General features: G+C 70.8%; 10 protein-coding genes. 2 read left to right on the top strand and 8 right to left on the bottom strand.

What is annotated here, in order from left to right; translation table 11 throughout:
- Positions 1–106 precede the first annotated feature (106 nt).
- The 8 genes from A7A76_RS05020 to A7A76_RS04990 all read right to left on the bottom strand — a co-directional run bounded on the left by A7A76_RS05020 (position 107) and on the right by A7A76_RS04990 (position 12,353).
- On the bottom strand, positions 107–1,180 hold the full coding sequence (locus tag A7A76_RS05020) for a class I SAM-dependent methyltransferase (RefSeq protein ID WP_206410166.1): 1,074 nt from the start codon (positions 1,178–1,180) through the stop codon (positions 107–109).
- Positions 1,181–1,235: 55 nt separating this feature from the next.
- Positions 1,236–2,699 (bottom strand): class-II fumarase/aspartase family protein, encoded by a 1,464-nt coding sequence (locus A7A76_RS05015; protein WP_206410165.1) that lies wholly within the window; start codon positions 2,697–2,699, stop codon positions 1,236–1,238.
- 130 nt (positions 2,700–2,829) lie between these two features.
- Positions 2,830–4,224 carry an adenylosuccinate lyase gene (purB, locus tag A7A76_RS05010; protein WP_206410164.1) on the bottom strand — a complete coding sequence of 465 codons (1,395 nt, stop codon included), beginning with the start codon at positions 4,222–4,224 and terminating at the stop codon, positions 2,830–2,832.
- 55 nt (positions 4,225–4,279) lie between these two features.
- Positions 4,280–5,305 carry an HOASN domain-containing protein gene (locus A7A76_RS05005; RefSeq protein WP_206410163.1) on the bottom strand — a complete coding sequence of 342 codons (1,026 nt, stop codon included), beginning with the start codon at positions 5,303–5,305 and terminating at the stop codon, positions 4,280–4,282.
- A gap of 9 nt (positions 5,306–5,314) precedes the next feature.
- Positions 5,315–6,334, bottom strand: coding sequence for an HOASN domain-containing protein (locus A7A76_RS05000; protein WP_206410162.1), 1,020 nt, complete (start codon positions 6,332–6,334; stop codon positions 5,315–5,317).
- 371 nt (positions 6,335–6,705) lie between these two features.
- Positions 6,706–7,350, bottom strand: coding sequence for a MerR family DNA-binding protein (locus A7A76_RS26025; RefSeq protein ID WP_343225284.1), 645 nt, complete (start codon positions 7,348–7,350; stop codon positions 6,706–6,708).
- Positions 7,351–7,415: 65 nt separating this feature from the next.
- On the bottom strand, positions 7,416–7,685 hold the full coding sequence (locus A7A76_RS26290; protein WP_428995086.1) for a DUF6053 domain-containing protein: 270 nt from the start codon (positions 7,683–7,685) through the stop codon (positions 7,416–7,418).
- 36 nt (positions 7,686–7,721) lie between these two features.
- Complete coding sequence (locus tag A7A76_RS04990; protein ID WP_206410160.1) at positions 7,722–12,353, bottom strand: EAL domain-containing protein; 4,632 nt, start codon at positions 12,351–12,353, stop codon at positions 7,722–7,724.
- Between the two features lie 213 nt (positions 12,354–12,566).
- On the opposite strand from A7A76_RS04990, the gene A7A76_RS04985 reads away from it, so the two are divergent.
- Positions 12,567–13,115: a UPF0149 family protein gene (locus tag A7A76_RS04985; RefSeq protein WP_206410159.1), complete on the top strand. Its 549-nt coding sequence runs from the start codon at positions 12,567–12,569 to the stop codon at positions 13,113–13,115.
- A gap of 1 nt (position 13,116) precedes the next feature.
- Entirely contained in the window at positions 13,117–14,451 is a 1,335-nt protein-coding gene (locus tag A7A76_RS04980) for an aminopeptidase P N-terminal domain-containing protein (protein WP_206410158.1), read from the top strand.
- Positions 14,452–14,545: the final 94 nt, after the last annotated feature.

Raw genomic sequence — 14,545 nt, 5'->3', positions numbered from 1 at the left:
GGCCGGTGTGGCGGCCCGGGCCGCGCGACGCGCCGGTGGCGGACGGATCGCTGGATGGCTGGAGCAAGGACGGGCGCGCCGGCCGGACCGGCACGCCCGCGCCGGCTCAGGGCCGCAGTTCGAACAGCGCCGGCAGCGGCGGCCGGTCGGAGGGGACTTTGCGGAAACGGCCGAAACCGGCGGCGCTGGCCATCTCGCGGGCGCGCTTCTCGCCCATGAACGCGCCCAGCCCGGCGCCGTGGTGCGACAGCGAGCAGGTCATGCAGTACAGCGTGCTCTGCGGGTACATCACCCGGCCGAACAGGTTCATGTTCTCGTGCAGCTCTTCCGACAGGTTGAGCTCGACCATCAGGTAGGTGCCGTCCTCGGCCGTGGTCGCGCGCAGGTCGTGCAGCATCTGCTGCGGGTCGGCGGCGTCGTGGATGACGACGAAGGTGGTCACGAAGTCGAATTTCTGCCCGACCACGGCATCGGAGTCGGCGACTTCGAAGCGGACTCGGTCGGCGACGCCGGCGGCCTGGGCGTTGGCGCGCGCGCGCTCGATCGACGGCAGGTGGAAATCCACGCCGACCACGCGCGCCTTGGGAAAGGCCTGCGCCATCGTGATCGCGGCCAGGCCGCTGCCGCAGCCGAAGTCCAGCGCGGTGCCGCCGGCTTCGAGCTTTTCCTTGACTCCGTCGAGCGAAGGGATCCAGCGCTGCACCAGGAAGTGCTTGTACCAGGGCATGGTCATGCGCTCCATGCCTTGCCAGGTTTCCAGCGGGTACGCCTCTTCCGGCGCGCCGCCGCCGTTGCGGAAGGCCTCGGCGATGCGCGGGGCCATGCTCACGAACGGCACGCTGAGCTGGAGGATGCCGCCGGCGAAGTAGGGCGAGTCCTCGTCGGCGAGCACCGGCGCGTACTCGGCCGGCAGGCGGTAGCGGCGGGATTGCGCGTCGTAGTGCACGTACTGGCCGGTGGCCATCGCGCCGAGCCATTCGCGCAGGTAGCGCGCGTTGAGGCCGGTGTCGGCGGCCAGTTCCTCCAGCGTCACCGCGCCCAGGCGGGCCAGCGCCTTGAACAGGTCGAGCCGGTCGCCCAGGTAGAGCATGGCGCCGCGCAGGGTGTTGCCGTAGTCCTCCATGATCCGGGCCGAAAATTGTTCGACCTTGCTGTGGTCCATCGCGTTGCCTTCCGCCATTGCCGTGTCTCCCGGGCTCGTATGCTTGCTGGTGAGGGTGTGGTGGGTGATGCGCTCAGCGCCCGCGGCCGGCTTGGCTGAGCACGCCGTCGACGATGGTTTCGGCCATGCCCAGGTGCGCGCCGGGCTCGAACAATCGCGCCAGCCGGCTTTCGCCGACCGCGGCGAGCACGCGCGGATCGGCCTCGACCGCCTCGCGGATCGGCACGCGGTCGCGCTGGCAGGCCTGGGTGAGTTCGAAGATGATTTCGTAGGCGCTGTTCTTGCCCAGGGTCTTGGACATTTCGAACACGAACGCTTCCATGCAGATCGAATCGCTGAAGGCCTGGGCGTTGCGCTGCATGCGCGCGTCGTTGACGGTGAGGCCGGCGACGGTGTCGGCGAGCAGGCGGATCGCCATCAGCGCGTAGTGCGAGACGTCGGCGACCGCGCACCACTCCAGGCGGGTGCCGCGGTAGTCGCGCTCGTGCTCCAGGATCATCGCGTCCAGCGCCAGCATCACCTGGGCCTTGGCCAGCCGCGCCATCACCACCACTTGCTCGCAGCCTTCCGGGTTGCGCTTGTGCGGCATGGTGCTGCTGCCGATCTGGCCGGCGCTCCAGCCGACCTCGACCTCGCCGATCTCCCAACGGTTGAGGGTGCGGATCTCGTCGGCCACGCGCGCCAGCGAGGCGGTGGTCATCGCCAGCAGGCTGACGAATTCGGCGACGCGGTCGCGGGCGACGTGCCAGCCGGCCAGCGGCACCTGCAGGCCGAGCCGGCGCGCGAACGCGTCCAGCAGCGGCATCGCCTTGGGCCCGAACGCGGCCATCGTGCCGACTCCGCCGAACAACTGCACCACCAGCACGCGCTGGCGCGCCTGGCGCAAGCGGTCGCGGTGGCGCAGCAGTTCGTCGATCCAGCCGGCGACCTTGAGGCCGAAGGTGGTCGGCAGCGCCGGGATCGAGTGGGTGCGCGCGACCATCACCGAACAGCGGTGGCGGTCGGCGAGGGTCGCCAGCCGCGCCAGCAGCGCGTCGAGCTCGGCGTCCATCGCGTCGAACACGTCGCGCATCTCCAGCGATTGCGCGGTGTCCTGGATGTCCTGGGTGGTGGCGCCGTAATGCACGAACTCGCGCGCTTCGGCGCCGCACGCGTCCTGCAGCGCGTGCAGCAGCGGCATCAGCGAGTGGCCGGTGCGGGCGACGCCTTCGGCGATGCGTTCGATGTCCATCGCCGGCAGGCGCGCGGCGCGCTGGATGTCCAGCGCCGCCGCGCGCGGCACCATGCCGACCTCGGCCTGGGCCAGGGCCAGCGCGGCTTCGACGTCGAGCCAGCGCTGCAGGCGGCAGCGGCTGCAGAAGATCGCCCGGGTCGCGGCGCCGGCGTAGCCGCCGCCGTGGGTCTGGGAGTCGAGGACGTGGCTGTGTTCGTGCCGGCAATCGTCGAGCGCGTGTTCGGCGCCGGTGGCGCAGTGCGCGGGCGCGGCGGGCGCGGCGAAGGGAGCCAGCGGAATCGGGACGAGCGTTTGGGGTTCCATCGCATACCTTCCGTTCGGGAGTGGCGGGGTGGGAACGCTGTGCGTGCGAGGTCTTGCATGAGCGGCCGTGCGCGGGCGCGAGGCCTAGCCGCGAACTGCGATGTCGGCGGCCGCGATCTGTGCGGCCGCTTCAGTGGGGACGGTGTAGTGGGGGGGCGACGGCGGCGTCGCCGCCGGCGACGACTTCGTCGGCGACCAGTTCGACCATCCGCGCCGCCAGCCCGGTGTAGGTGACCGGGTCGAGCAAGGCTTGCAGCGCGCCGGGCGCGAACGCGTCGCGGATGCGCGCGTCGGCGAGCAGCGCGTCGGCGAAGGCGAGCTCGTCGCGGCGCGCGCGCATCGACGCCTCGTGCACCAGGTCGTGCGCGGTCTGCTTGCCGACGCGCTCGCCCAGCGCCAACATCACCCGCTCCGACAGGATCCGGCCGCCGAGCAGGTCGAGGTTGTCGCGCATGCGCTGTTCGCGGATGTCCAGGCCGGCGGCCAGGGCCTCGTCCATGCGCGCCAGCAACGCGCCGGTGTAGACGAAGATTTCCGGCAGCGCCGCCCATTCGATCCGCCACGCGGTGCCGTCGCGTTCGTGCTGCTGGAACGCGGCGTCGGTCAGCGCGAGCATCTGCGCGCGGATCAGCCGCGACAGCGCGCTGATCAGATCGATGGTCGAGGGGTTCTGCTTGTGCGGCATGGTGCTGGAGCCGATCTTGCCGGCCGGCGCGGCCTCGCGGACTTCGTCGATCTCGGTGCGCTGCAGGTGGTAGACCTCGTTGGCGATGCGGCCGATCGTCACCGCCACCTGCACCAGCAGCCCGGCGACGTCGAGGATGCGGTCGCGCGCGCTGTGCCAGCTGGTCTGCGGCGCCGCCAGCCCGAGCCGGGCCAGCGTGCGCCGCTGCAGTTCCAGGCCGCGCTCGCCGAACGAGGCCAGGGTGCCGACCGCGCCGGTGAGGTTGCCGGTCATGACCCGCGCATAGGCCTGGTCGAAACGCTCCAGATGGCGGTCGATCTCGTCGACCCACACCGCGACCTTGTAGCCGAACGTGGTCGGCAGCGCCTGCTGGCCGTGGGTGCGCGCGACCATCGGCGTGCGCTTGTGGCGCAGCGCCAATTGCAGCAGCTGCGCGCGGATCGAGCGCAGCCGCGTCAGCGCGCAGTGCCAGGCCTCGCGGATCTGCAGCACCAGGCCGGTGTCGAGGATGTCCTGGGTGGTCGCGCCGTAATGCACGAACTCGCCGCAGTCGTCGCGGCACAGCGCGGCCAGGGCGCGGATGGTCGGCACCAGTACGTGGCCGGTTTCGCGGCTGTGCCGGCCGAGCGCGTCGAGGTCGAAGGCTTCGGCGCGGGCGACGCGGGCGATTTCCTGCGCCGTCTGGTGCGGGATCATGCCCATCTCGGCCTGGGTCAGCGCCAGCGCGCGCTCCACGTCGAGCCACTTCTGCAATTGGTTGCGGTCGCAGAAGATCGCTGCGAAGTCGGGATCGGAGTAGACGCCTGCATACAGGCGCGATTCGGTGGCGTGGCTGGGCATGGCGGCGGGCTCGGTGGCGACGGGCTGGCGCGGGCGTTGCGGATCGGGCGAGGGCTTACGGCACGCGCTGCATCTCTTCCCACACCGCGTCGTAGTAGGCGCGCTCGACCCGGAAGTGCTGCGCCAGCGAAGTCAGGAACGACTTCTGGAACGCGTGGTCGGGCAGGCGCCTGGCGATCAGGCTCCATTCGCGCTTGGCCCGCGGCGGCACCAGGCTGACGTGGATGCGGTAGTACTCGGCCTCGTCCTCGCTCAGGCCGGCCTTGAGCAGCGCCTTGTACAGCTTCTCGTGGTTGCCCGGCACGACGATCTCGGTGATGTAGAACACCGCCAGCCCCCAGCCCACGTCGGGATTGCGGAAGCTGCGCACGCGGTTGTTGAGATAGGCGATCTCCTCGGGCAGGGTGCTGACCGCCTGGAAATCCGCTTCCAGGCCGATCGCCGCGAGCAGCTTGGCCAGCAGGCGCGGGTGCGAGCCTTGTTCGCTCTCTTCGCCGAGCTCGCCGTACAGATAGCGGCCCAGCGCCGCGGCTTCGTCGACGTCGACCAGGTTGACCAGCAGGTCGGCGGCGTCGCGGTACAGGCGGAAGGTGCGGAACCACTGCCGGCGCAAGAACACCTGCAACTGCGCGCGGCTGGCGCGGCCTTCGAAGATGTATTCCGACATCGGGTGCTTCTCGCGCGAGCGCGAGGCGACTTCGCGCTCGATGCGGGCGAGGAATTCGGCTTCCGACAGCGGCTCGGGCACGTCCGCCGCGGGGATGTGGCGTTCCTCGATCCGATAGGCCTCGTTGGCCAGCCAGCGGCGGGTCAGCGCGGTGCCGGTGTCGTCGCTGAGCGAGAGGATGTAGAGCAGTTTCTGGTATTCCTCGTTGGCCGCGCAGTCGCCCTTGAGCGCGTCCTCGGCCAGCGCCGACAAGGTCTTGCTGGCGGTTTGCAGGTGCGCGAACGGCGCTTCGGGATCGAGCGCGCGGGCGAGGATGCGGGCGCGGTTGCTTTGCAGGGCGTCGAGCTGCGGCAACGAGTGGTTGCGCTCGGCGGTCGGAAGGGCGGTGGCGATGGCGTTCAGGGCGGCGTTCATGGCATCGGCTCAGTGGACGGAGGGGCCTTGCATCTGGCGCCACAACAGATCGAAGTAGGCGCGGTTGATGTCGAAGTGGCGGGCCAGCGATTGCATGAAGGTGCGCTGGAAGGATTCGTCGTGCGCGTACTTGGCGATCAGCTCCCACATCTGTTCGGTGTCGATCTCGTCCTGGGTGCCGTGCAGGCGGTGGAACTCGCTGGGTTCCTCGGGCACGCCCATGCGCTGGAGCAGTTCGTAGATGCGCAGATGGTTGACGCAGCTGACCGATTCGACCGCGTACAGCAGCGACAGGCCCCAGGCCACGTCGGTGTGGCGCACGCAGCGGATGCGGTTGTTGAGGTAGGCCTTCTCCAGCGGATGCAGCGCGGCGAAGTCGATCTCCAGCGGGATCCCGAAGTGGACCATCAGGTGCGACAGCAGCGCCGGGTGCGAGCGCTCGGGCGTTTCCGCGCCGGCTTCGCCGTAGAGGTTGCGGTAGAACACCGAGGCGTCGCGGATGTCGGGGAAGCGGAACGCCAGCTCGGCCAGCAGGCTGTAGAAGTTGTACGAACGGTTCCAGTGGTGCTGCAGGAAGCTGCGCACGTCCTGCTGCGACGGTTCGCCCTGGAACAGGTGCTGCGACATCGGATGCCGCACGCGGGTGCGCGAAGCAATCTCGGCGTCGATGACGGCGCGGAACTCCGCCACCGGCACCGGGCGGAATTCGGGCAGGGCCGGGGCGAACTGGTCTTCGACCGAATAGATCTGGCTGGCGAGCCAGCGTCGGGTCGGTTCGCTGCGCGGCTCGCCGGGCAGGTGCAGGTCGAGCAGGATGGATTGGTATTGCGCGTAGGCGGCCTGGTCGCCCGACAGGCCCTCGCGCACCAGCGCCAGCAGTTCGTCGGCGGCGAGCGCGATCTGCGCGTTGGAGGCGCCCGGACGCAGGGCGTCGGCGAGGCAGTTGGGCGTGTGCGCGGCCTGGGGCGCGGCGCGCGGCGGCGCGGCGCTGGCGGGTTGCGGGTCCAGGATCATGGTGGCGGTGCTCATGGTTCCCTCTGGCTGACGGATGGATGGCGCGCGCACGCCGTCGCGGGCGCGCAGGCGGACGCGCCGCGACCGGGCGGTCGCGACTGGCTGGATTGAGTTCTTGCAACGGCGGGCCGAAAACGCGCGGATCGCGACAGTGCCGATCCGATGCGCATGGCGTCGAAACCTGCGGCTTTGAAGCGTGCGGCTTTGAAGCGTGCAGCGGCGTGGCGTGCGGCTTCGCAGCGCGCGCTACGAAGCGTTCGGTCTGAAGCGTAGGACTACGGCGTGAGAGCTGAGACGTGCGATCCGAAGCGACGCGAGCGCCCGATGCGGGCCCCGCGCTGCGGCCGCCCGGCGGGGGCGGGCGGCCGTTCCCCTGCAGGCCGGCGTCAGCGCGCGGCCGATGCCGCGCCGGTGTCCAGGAATTCCTGGCGGCACTGCGCCGAGCAGAAGTAATAGCCCACGCCCGCCTGCACGGCGTGGTGCGGCGTGGTTTCGATGTTCACCTGCATGCCGCAGACCGGGTCGACCGCGCCGGCCGCGGCCTGCGTCTCGCAGGTGCGCGCGGCCGAGCAGCAACTGCGCTGCGCCGGCGCGGCGCCATCGGCGGGCTTGTCCAAGGGATGCGAAGCGCTCATGTGTTTCTCTCCTTCCAGTGCGTTGACGATCGGACAACATTCCACCGCGCCGCGCCCCGGGCAGGAGTCGAGCAGGACTTGCAGCAGATCGCGGATGTGGCTGAGCTCGGCGATCTTGGCTTCCACGTCGGCGAGCTTCTGCGTCGTCGCCGCCTTGACCCCGGCCATGTCGCTGCCGCGGCTGCCGAGCAAGGCCAGCAGTTCGCGGATTTCGGCGAGCGTGAAGCCCAGGTTCTTGGCCCGGCGGACGAACTGCAGCCGGGCCACGTCCTTGGTCTCGAAACGCCGGTAGCCGGACATCTGCCGCGTCGGCAACGGCAGCAACCCCTGTCGTTCGTAGTAGCGCACGGTGTCGATGCCGACCCCGACGCGTTGCGCGAACTCCCCGATCTTCAAAGTCCACCTCCCTGTTCGTGGCGCTCGGTGTGCGGCCAGTGTTCGGTCTGGACCATAGTCCAGGGTCAAGCCTCCGGATCGGCGGCAGGTCCGGATGAACATTGACCGGATTGGCTAATCCGCAAAGTTCGGCCGATCCGCCGTTGCGGGGCGCGAATCGCGGCAATTTGTGCGGTATTGCGCCGCGGTCTCGGCGTGACCGCGTTCGCGTTCGCACATAGCCCCTCAAGGAAGGTTCGCTGATGCGCTCTTGTGGGAGGGCCTTCAGGCCCGGTGCTTTTCTTGCAGGTCGCTGCGAGCTGAGCGGAAGGCATCGGGCCTGAAGGCCCTCCCACTAAAACCGGCGTGGCCGCTGAGGCCGGGCGCTGCGCTCAGAACGCCGCGCGCACGCTCTGCGGCGGCTGCCACTGCTTGATGAAGGCCAGGCAGGCGTCGGCTTCCAGCGGCTTGGCCAGCCAGTAGCCCTGGATTTCGTCGCAGCCGTGCGCGCGCAGGAATTCCATCTGCTCTTCCAGCTCCACGCCTTCGGCGACCACGTTCAGGCCCAGCGAGTGGGCCATGGTGATGACGGTGGTGGTGATGGCTTCGTCGTCGGGATCGCGGGTCAGGTCGCTGATGAATTCCTTGTCGATCTTCAGCGTATTGATCGGCAGGCGCTTGAGATACGCCAGCGACGAATAGCCGGTGCCGAAGTCGTCCACCGCCAGCGCCACGCCGAGTTCGCGCAGCGCCTGCATGGTGTTGGAGGTGTGCGCGGCGTTGGACATCACCACGCTTTCGGTCAGTTCCAGCTCCAGCCGCCACGGTGGGATGCCGCTTTCGCTGAGCGCGCGGGCGACCATCTTCGGCAGGTCGCCGCGCAGCAGCTGGATCGCCGAGACGTTGACCGACACCGACAGTTGGTCGAGCCCGTGCTGGCGCCACTGGCGCAGGCGGTTGCAGGCTTCGCGCATCGCCCACTCGCCGATTTCCAGGATCAGCCCGCTTTCCTCGGCCAGCGGAATGAACTGGGTCGGCGGGATGTTGCCGTACTCGGCGCTGTGCCAGCGCAGCAGGGCTTCCACGCCGGTGATGCGCGCCTCTGGCAGCGACAGCCGCGGCTGGAAGACCAGCCGCAGCTCGTTGCGGTCGAGCACCTTGCGCAGCGCCGCGGAAATCGTCGCGCGCTGGCGGATCTCGATATCCATCGCCTCGGTGTAGCGCATGAAGGTGCGCCGGCCGGCGGCCTTGGCCTGGTACATCGCGGTGTCGGCGTGCTTGAGCAGGTCGGTCGGCACCTGCGCATGGTCGGGATAGACGCTGATGCCGATCGACGGCGAGATCGCGACGTCGTGGCGCTCGTCGAAATCCAACGGCGATTCGAACGCCTTGATGATGCGCCGGGCCACGTCCTCGGCCTGCTCGGGCGTGTCGAGATTCTCCAGCACCACGGTGAACTCGTCGCCGCCCAGGCGCGCGACGGTGTGTTCGGCGCCGACGGTTTCCTGCAGGCGCACCGCGGCCGCGCGCAGGATGCGGTCGCCGGCGGCGTGGCCGAGCGAGTCGTTGATGTCCTTGAAGCGGTCCAGGTCGAGGAACAGCAGGGCGATGCGGTGGCCGTGGCGGCGCGCGCGCACGATCGCCCGCGACAGCCGCTCCGACAGCAGGGTGCGGTTGGGCAGGCTGGTAAGCGTGTCGTAGTTGGCGAGGTAGCGCAGTTCCTGCTCGGCGCGCTTCTGGTCGGTGATGTCGGTCAGCACCGCGACGTAGTGGCCGCGCTGGCCGCTGCTGTCGAGCACGATGGACGCCTGCAGCCAGCACAGGAATTCGTTGCCGTCCTTGCGCTGCTGCCAGATCTCGCCCGACCAGCGGCCGCTGCGCTGCAGCTCGTCGCGCATGTCCGAATAGAACTCCGGATCGTGCTGGCGGCTGTCGAGCAGGCCGGTGGTCTGGCCGATGACTTCGTTCTCCGGGTAGCCGGTCATGCGCGAGAACGCGGGGTTGATCGAGACGAACACGAAGTCGCGGTCGAACACCGCCACCGCCTCGGCCATCGAGCGCAGCACCTCGCTGGCGATGCGGCGTTCGCGTTCGGCGCTGCGCACCGCGGTGACGTCGCGGCCGGTGCCGGCCACGCGCACCGGATGGCCTTCGCCGTCGCGCTCGACCACCCGGCCGCGCGCCCGCACCCAGCCCCATTCGCCCTTGGGCGTGCGCATGCGGTGCTCGGACAGGAACAGCGCGGCGTCGCCCTTGAGGTGCTTGCGCAGCAGTTCGGCGACGCGCGGCAGGTCGTCGGGATGGATCTCGTGGTCGTCGGCGATGTCGGCCTGCACGCCGATCTCGGGCGATTGCGCGTTGTGGTCGTCCACGCGCATGCGGTGCAGTTCGCGCCGGGTCAGGTCGTAGTCCCAGAACTGTTCGCCGGAGGCCCACAGCGCCAGCTTCAGGCGTTCCTCGCGTTCGCGGATCTGGGTGAAGTAGCCGCGTTCGCGCTGGCGCGCGCGGTGCCAGCGCCAGCCGAAGCTCAGCAGCACGCCGAGCGCGGCCAGGGCCGCGGCGGCGATCGCCAGCGGATGCCGCCACAGCGGCGGGTCGACGCTGACCGGGATGGTCAGCTCCTGGGTGTTCCACACCCCGTCGCGGTTGGTCGACTGGGCGCGGAACAGATAGCGCCCCGGCGGCAGGCGGGTGTAGGTGATGTCCTGGCGCGGGCCGTTGTCGATCCAGTCGCGGTCGAACCCGTCCATGCGGTAGCGATAGCGGATGCCGCTGTTGGGGCCGAAGTCGAGCGCGCCGATGCGCAGGCGCAGGATGCCGGCGCCGTCGGGAATCTCGAGCTTGGACGATTGCCACAGCGCGCTGGAGCCGGCGCTGGTGTCCGAACCGATCCAGGCGCCGAGCAGGCGCACCGGCGGGGTGTAGCGCGAATCGGCGATGCGCGCCGGGTCGAACAGGTTGAGCCCGCGCACGCCGCCGAAGGCCAGGCGTCCGTCGGCCAGCGCGGCGACCGCGCCGGCGTTGAACTCCAGATCCTGCAGGCCGTCGGCCAGGCCGTAGCGGCGCACCAGCGAGGCGCCCGGGTCGAAGCGCAGGATGCCGTTGTCGGTGCCCAGCCACAGGCGGCCGTCGGGGCGTTCGGCGAGGGTGAACACAACCGGCACCGGATGGTCGCCGAGCACTTCGGCCAGCGGGTGTTCGAAGCGGATGCGGCCGTCGCCGAATTCCACCACCCGGCTCAGCCCGGCCTGGGTGCCGACCCAGATCGAACCGTCGGCGGACTGGTGCAGCGCGCGCACCGTGTTGCCGGGCAGGCTGTCGGCCTGGTCGGTGACGTGGCGGTAGTGGCGCAGATAGCCGCTGCCGCCGTTTTCCTTGGGATCGAGCAGGTCCAGGCCGTCGCCGGTGCCGAACCAGATCCGGCCGGCGCGATCTTCCAAGATGGCGTTGACGCGCGGATGGCTGAGTCCCTTGGGATCGCCTTCGCGATAGGCATAGCGCACCAGCACGCCGCTGTCGGGCAGGTAGTGCAGCGCGCCGATCTCGTCGCCGCCGAGCCACAGGCTGCCGTCGCGGGCGAAGCGCAGCGAACGCAGGGCCGCGTCCTTGTAGCCGCGCAGGTCGACCGCCTCGATCCGGCCGGTGCCCGGGTCCAGCCGCAGCAGGCCGCTGGCGGTGGCCAGCCACAGGCGCCCGGGCGGCGTGGTCCGGGGCGCGGCGGCGGTGTTTTTCGCCGCGGCGTCTTTCGCGCCCGGCTCGGCCGGGGCCGCCGCGCGCTCGGGTTCGCGCGCGATCGCGGCGATCCGGCGCGAGGCCGCCGGCAGCAGCGCGGTCATGTCCTGGAAGCGGTCGCCGGACAGGTCGTAGCGGCGCAGGTGGGCGTTGTCGGTGCCGATCCAGATCGCGCCGCTGTCGTCCTGGGCCAGGGCGCGGATGCTGGCGTCGGCGGCGGCGCGGTCGGGGCGCGAGTCCTCCAGGTCCAGCACGTAGCTGAAGCGGGTGCCGCGCGGGTCGGCCACGGCCACGCCGCGGAAGGTGCCGCCGGCCCACAGCAGCCCGCCCTGGTCGACCATCAGCGTGTCGATGGTGTCTTCCGGCAGGCTCGCCTCGACCCCGGGTTCGGCGTGGATGCGCTGGCTGTGGCCGGTCTCCGGGTCGTAGCGGTACAGGCCGCTGCCGAAGCCGGCGATCCACAGCCGGTGGTCGTGCGCCTCGACCAGGGCCCGCGCGTCGCGCAGCCCGGCCAGGTTTTCGTCTTCGATCTTGACCAGCACGCCGCTGCGGCCGTCGAGCCGGTACAGGCCGTCGGCGCCGCCGGCCCAGAGCACGCCGCGGTGGTCGAGGGCGAGGCTGCGCAGCGCGATCGGCGCGCCGATGCGCTCGACCCGGCCGTCGGGTTTGATCCGGTGCAGGCCGGCGGCGCTGGCGAACCAGGCGCTGCCGTCGCGGCCCTGGACCAGGCCCTGCCAGGGCGCGGCGCGCGCCGCTTCGCCGGGCAGCGCCAGCAGCAACTCGCGCGCGCCGGTCTGCGGGTCCAGCCGCTCCAGGCCGGCGAGGGTGCCGATCAGCACCTGCTCGCGCCACGCCAGCAGCGCGACCACCTGGCGCCCGGCCTGCGCTTCCGGCGCGCCGTAGCGATGGATGCTGCCGCTGGCCAGGTCCAGCCGCGCCAGGTATTCGGAGTGCGTGCCGATCCACAGCGCGCGCTGGCCGTCCAGGGCCAACGCGGTGACGTGGCTGTCGGGCAGGCTGGCCGGGTCGCGCGGGTCGTGGCGGTAGGCGATGTAGCGCTGGCCGTCGTAGCGGTGCAGGCCGCCCTGGGTGCCGACCCAGACGAAGCCGTGCGCGTCCTGGGCGAACGCGGTCACCGAGTTCTGGCTCAGGCCCAGCTCGCTGCCCAGGCGCGAGAAATAGAAATCGCGGGTCGCCGCGGCCACGGGCTGCGGCCACGTCGCCAGCCACAGCACGGCGGCGATCACAGCAGCGGTCAGCAGGGTGGCGGGGGAGAAAGGACGCACGGACACCGTGGCGCAGGCACGCAAGAGCCGCAGTGTAGGCAGGCGCTGATGGCGGCAACAAGCTCTGGCGCGGCCCGGCCTCGCGGCGCGCGCGCAATGGCCTGCAAAACCGTGCGCTCGGCGCGGCCGCGCGCATCGCCCGTGTAGGCCGCGTGAGGATCGGCGCGGCGCCGGCCGCGCGCGCTAAACTGCCGGCATTCCCCCTTCCTTGGCGTGCCCGTGCCCGCAAACCAACTCCCCCTGTTGTCCGAGGTCGAGGCCGAAAGCCAGGCCCTGACCCTGAGCACCTCCGCCTCCGAACTGCACGGCGCGCTGTGCGGCTGGCTCGCCGGCGGCGGCGCCGACGTGCGCGAATGGCCGGCCAAGGTGCTCGCCGACGCCTCCGCCGCGACCCCGGCCGCCGACGGCGCGCTCGACCGCCTGCGCCAGGCCAGCGCGGCGCAGATGGGCGACGACGAATTCGGCTTCGAACTGCTGCTGCCCGGCGCGGAGGCCTCGCTGAGCGAGCGCAGCGGCGCGCTGTTCGACTGGTGCCGCGGTTTCCTCGGCGGCTTCGGCCTGGCCGCGGGCGCCGCGCCCAACCTGTCGGAGGAAAGCCGCGAAGCGCTCGGCGACCTGGCCAAGTTCGCCGCCACCGCGCCGCAGGAAGAGGGCGACGAGGAAGACGAGCAGGCGCTGACCGAACTGGAAGAGTTCGTGCGCATCGCCGCGCTCGGCCTGCACGGCGACGTGGTCCTGGCCGCGCGCCGCCGGCAGCGGTTGAACTGAAATGCACGCCGCGCTGACCATGCCGGACAAGGCGTACGCGCGCCGGCGCCGGCAGTTGATGGAAATGGCCGGGTTGGATGCGATCGTGATCGTGCCCTCGGCGCACGAACTGGTGCGCAGCCGCGACACCCACTACCCGTTCCGCCAGGATTCCGACCTGAGCTATCTCAGCGGTTTTCCCGAGCCCGAATCGGTGCTGGTGCTGGTGCCCGGCCGCGCCCACGGCGAGGTGCTGCTGTTCTGCCGCGAGCGCGACCGCGAGCGCGAAGCCTGGGACGGCCCGCGCTACGGCCCGGAAGACGCGGTCGAGGCGTTCGGCCTGGACGACGCGTACCCGATCGCCGACCTCGACGACATCCTGCCCGGCCTGCTGGAAGGCCGCTCGCGGGTGTACTACCACTTCGGCCGCGACGTCGAGTTCGACCTCAAGCTGATCGGCTGGCTCAACCGGGTGCGGGCGATGGTGCGCCAGGGCGCGCAGCCGCCGCACGAGTTCCTGGAGCTGGGCCACCTGCTCGACGAGCTGCGCCTGTTCAAGGACCGCGACGAACTGCGCTTCATGCAGCGCGCCGCCGACATCAGCGTGCTCGCCCACGAAGCGGCGATGCGCGCGGCGCGGCCGGGCATGCACGAGTTCGAACTGCAGGCCGAGATCGAGTGCGTGTTCCGCCGCTACGATGCCGAGCCGGCCTACGGCAGCATCGTCGGCGCCGGCGCCAACGCCTGCGTGCTGCACTACCGCGCCAACCGCGCGCAGTCGCGCGACGGCGACCTGGTCCTGATCGACGCTGGCGCCGAGTACCGCGGCTACGCCGCCGACATCACCCGCACCTTCCCGGTCAACGGCCGCTTCACGCCCGAGCAGCGCGCGCTGCACGATCTGGTCGGCGCGGCCCAGGCCGCGGCGCTGGCGCAGGCGCGGCCGGGCGCGAGCTACGAAGCCGGCCACAACGCCGCGGTGCAGACCCTGACCGAAGGGCTGCTGCGGCTGGGCCTGCTCAAGGGCACGCTGGAGCGCAACCTCGCCGACGGCCACTACAAGCGTTTCTACCGGCACAAGACCGGTCACTGGCTGGGCATGGACGTGCACGACGTCGGCGAATACCGCATCGACGGCGAATCGCGCCTGCTCGAACCGGGCATGGTGTTCACCATCGAACCGGGCCTGTACGTCTCGCCCGACGACAGCACGGTGGAACCCAAGTGGCGCGGCATCGGCATCCGCACCGAGGACGACGTGGCGATCACCAGGGAAGGCCACGAAGTGCTGACCGCGCGGCTGGCGCGCAGCGCCGACGAGATCGAGGCCTTGATGGCGCAGCGGCGCGCGGCCTAGGCCCGCGTACGCTCGGCGGCCGCGCAGCCCGCTATCGTCATGCCCGCGAAGGCGGGCATCCAGGGCTTCACCGATGCATGACCCTGAAGTCTCT

The organism is Lysobacter enzymogenes (assembly GCF_017168095.1).
Lineage (GTDB): Bacteria > Pseudomonadota > Gammaproteobacteria > Xanthomonadales > Xanthomonadaceae > Lysobacter > Lysobacter enzymogenes_D.
This window is presented reverse-complemented; position numbering and strand designations above follow the sequence as displayed.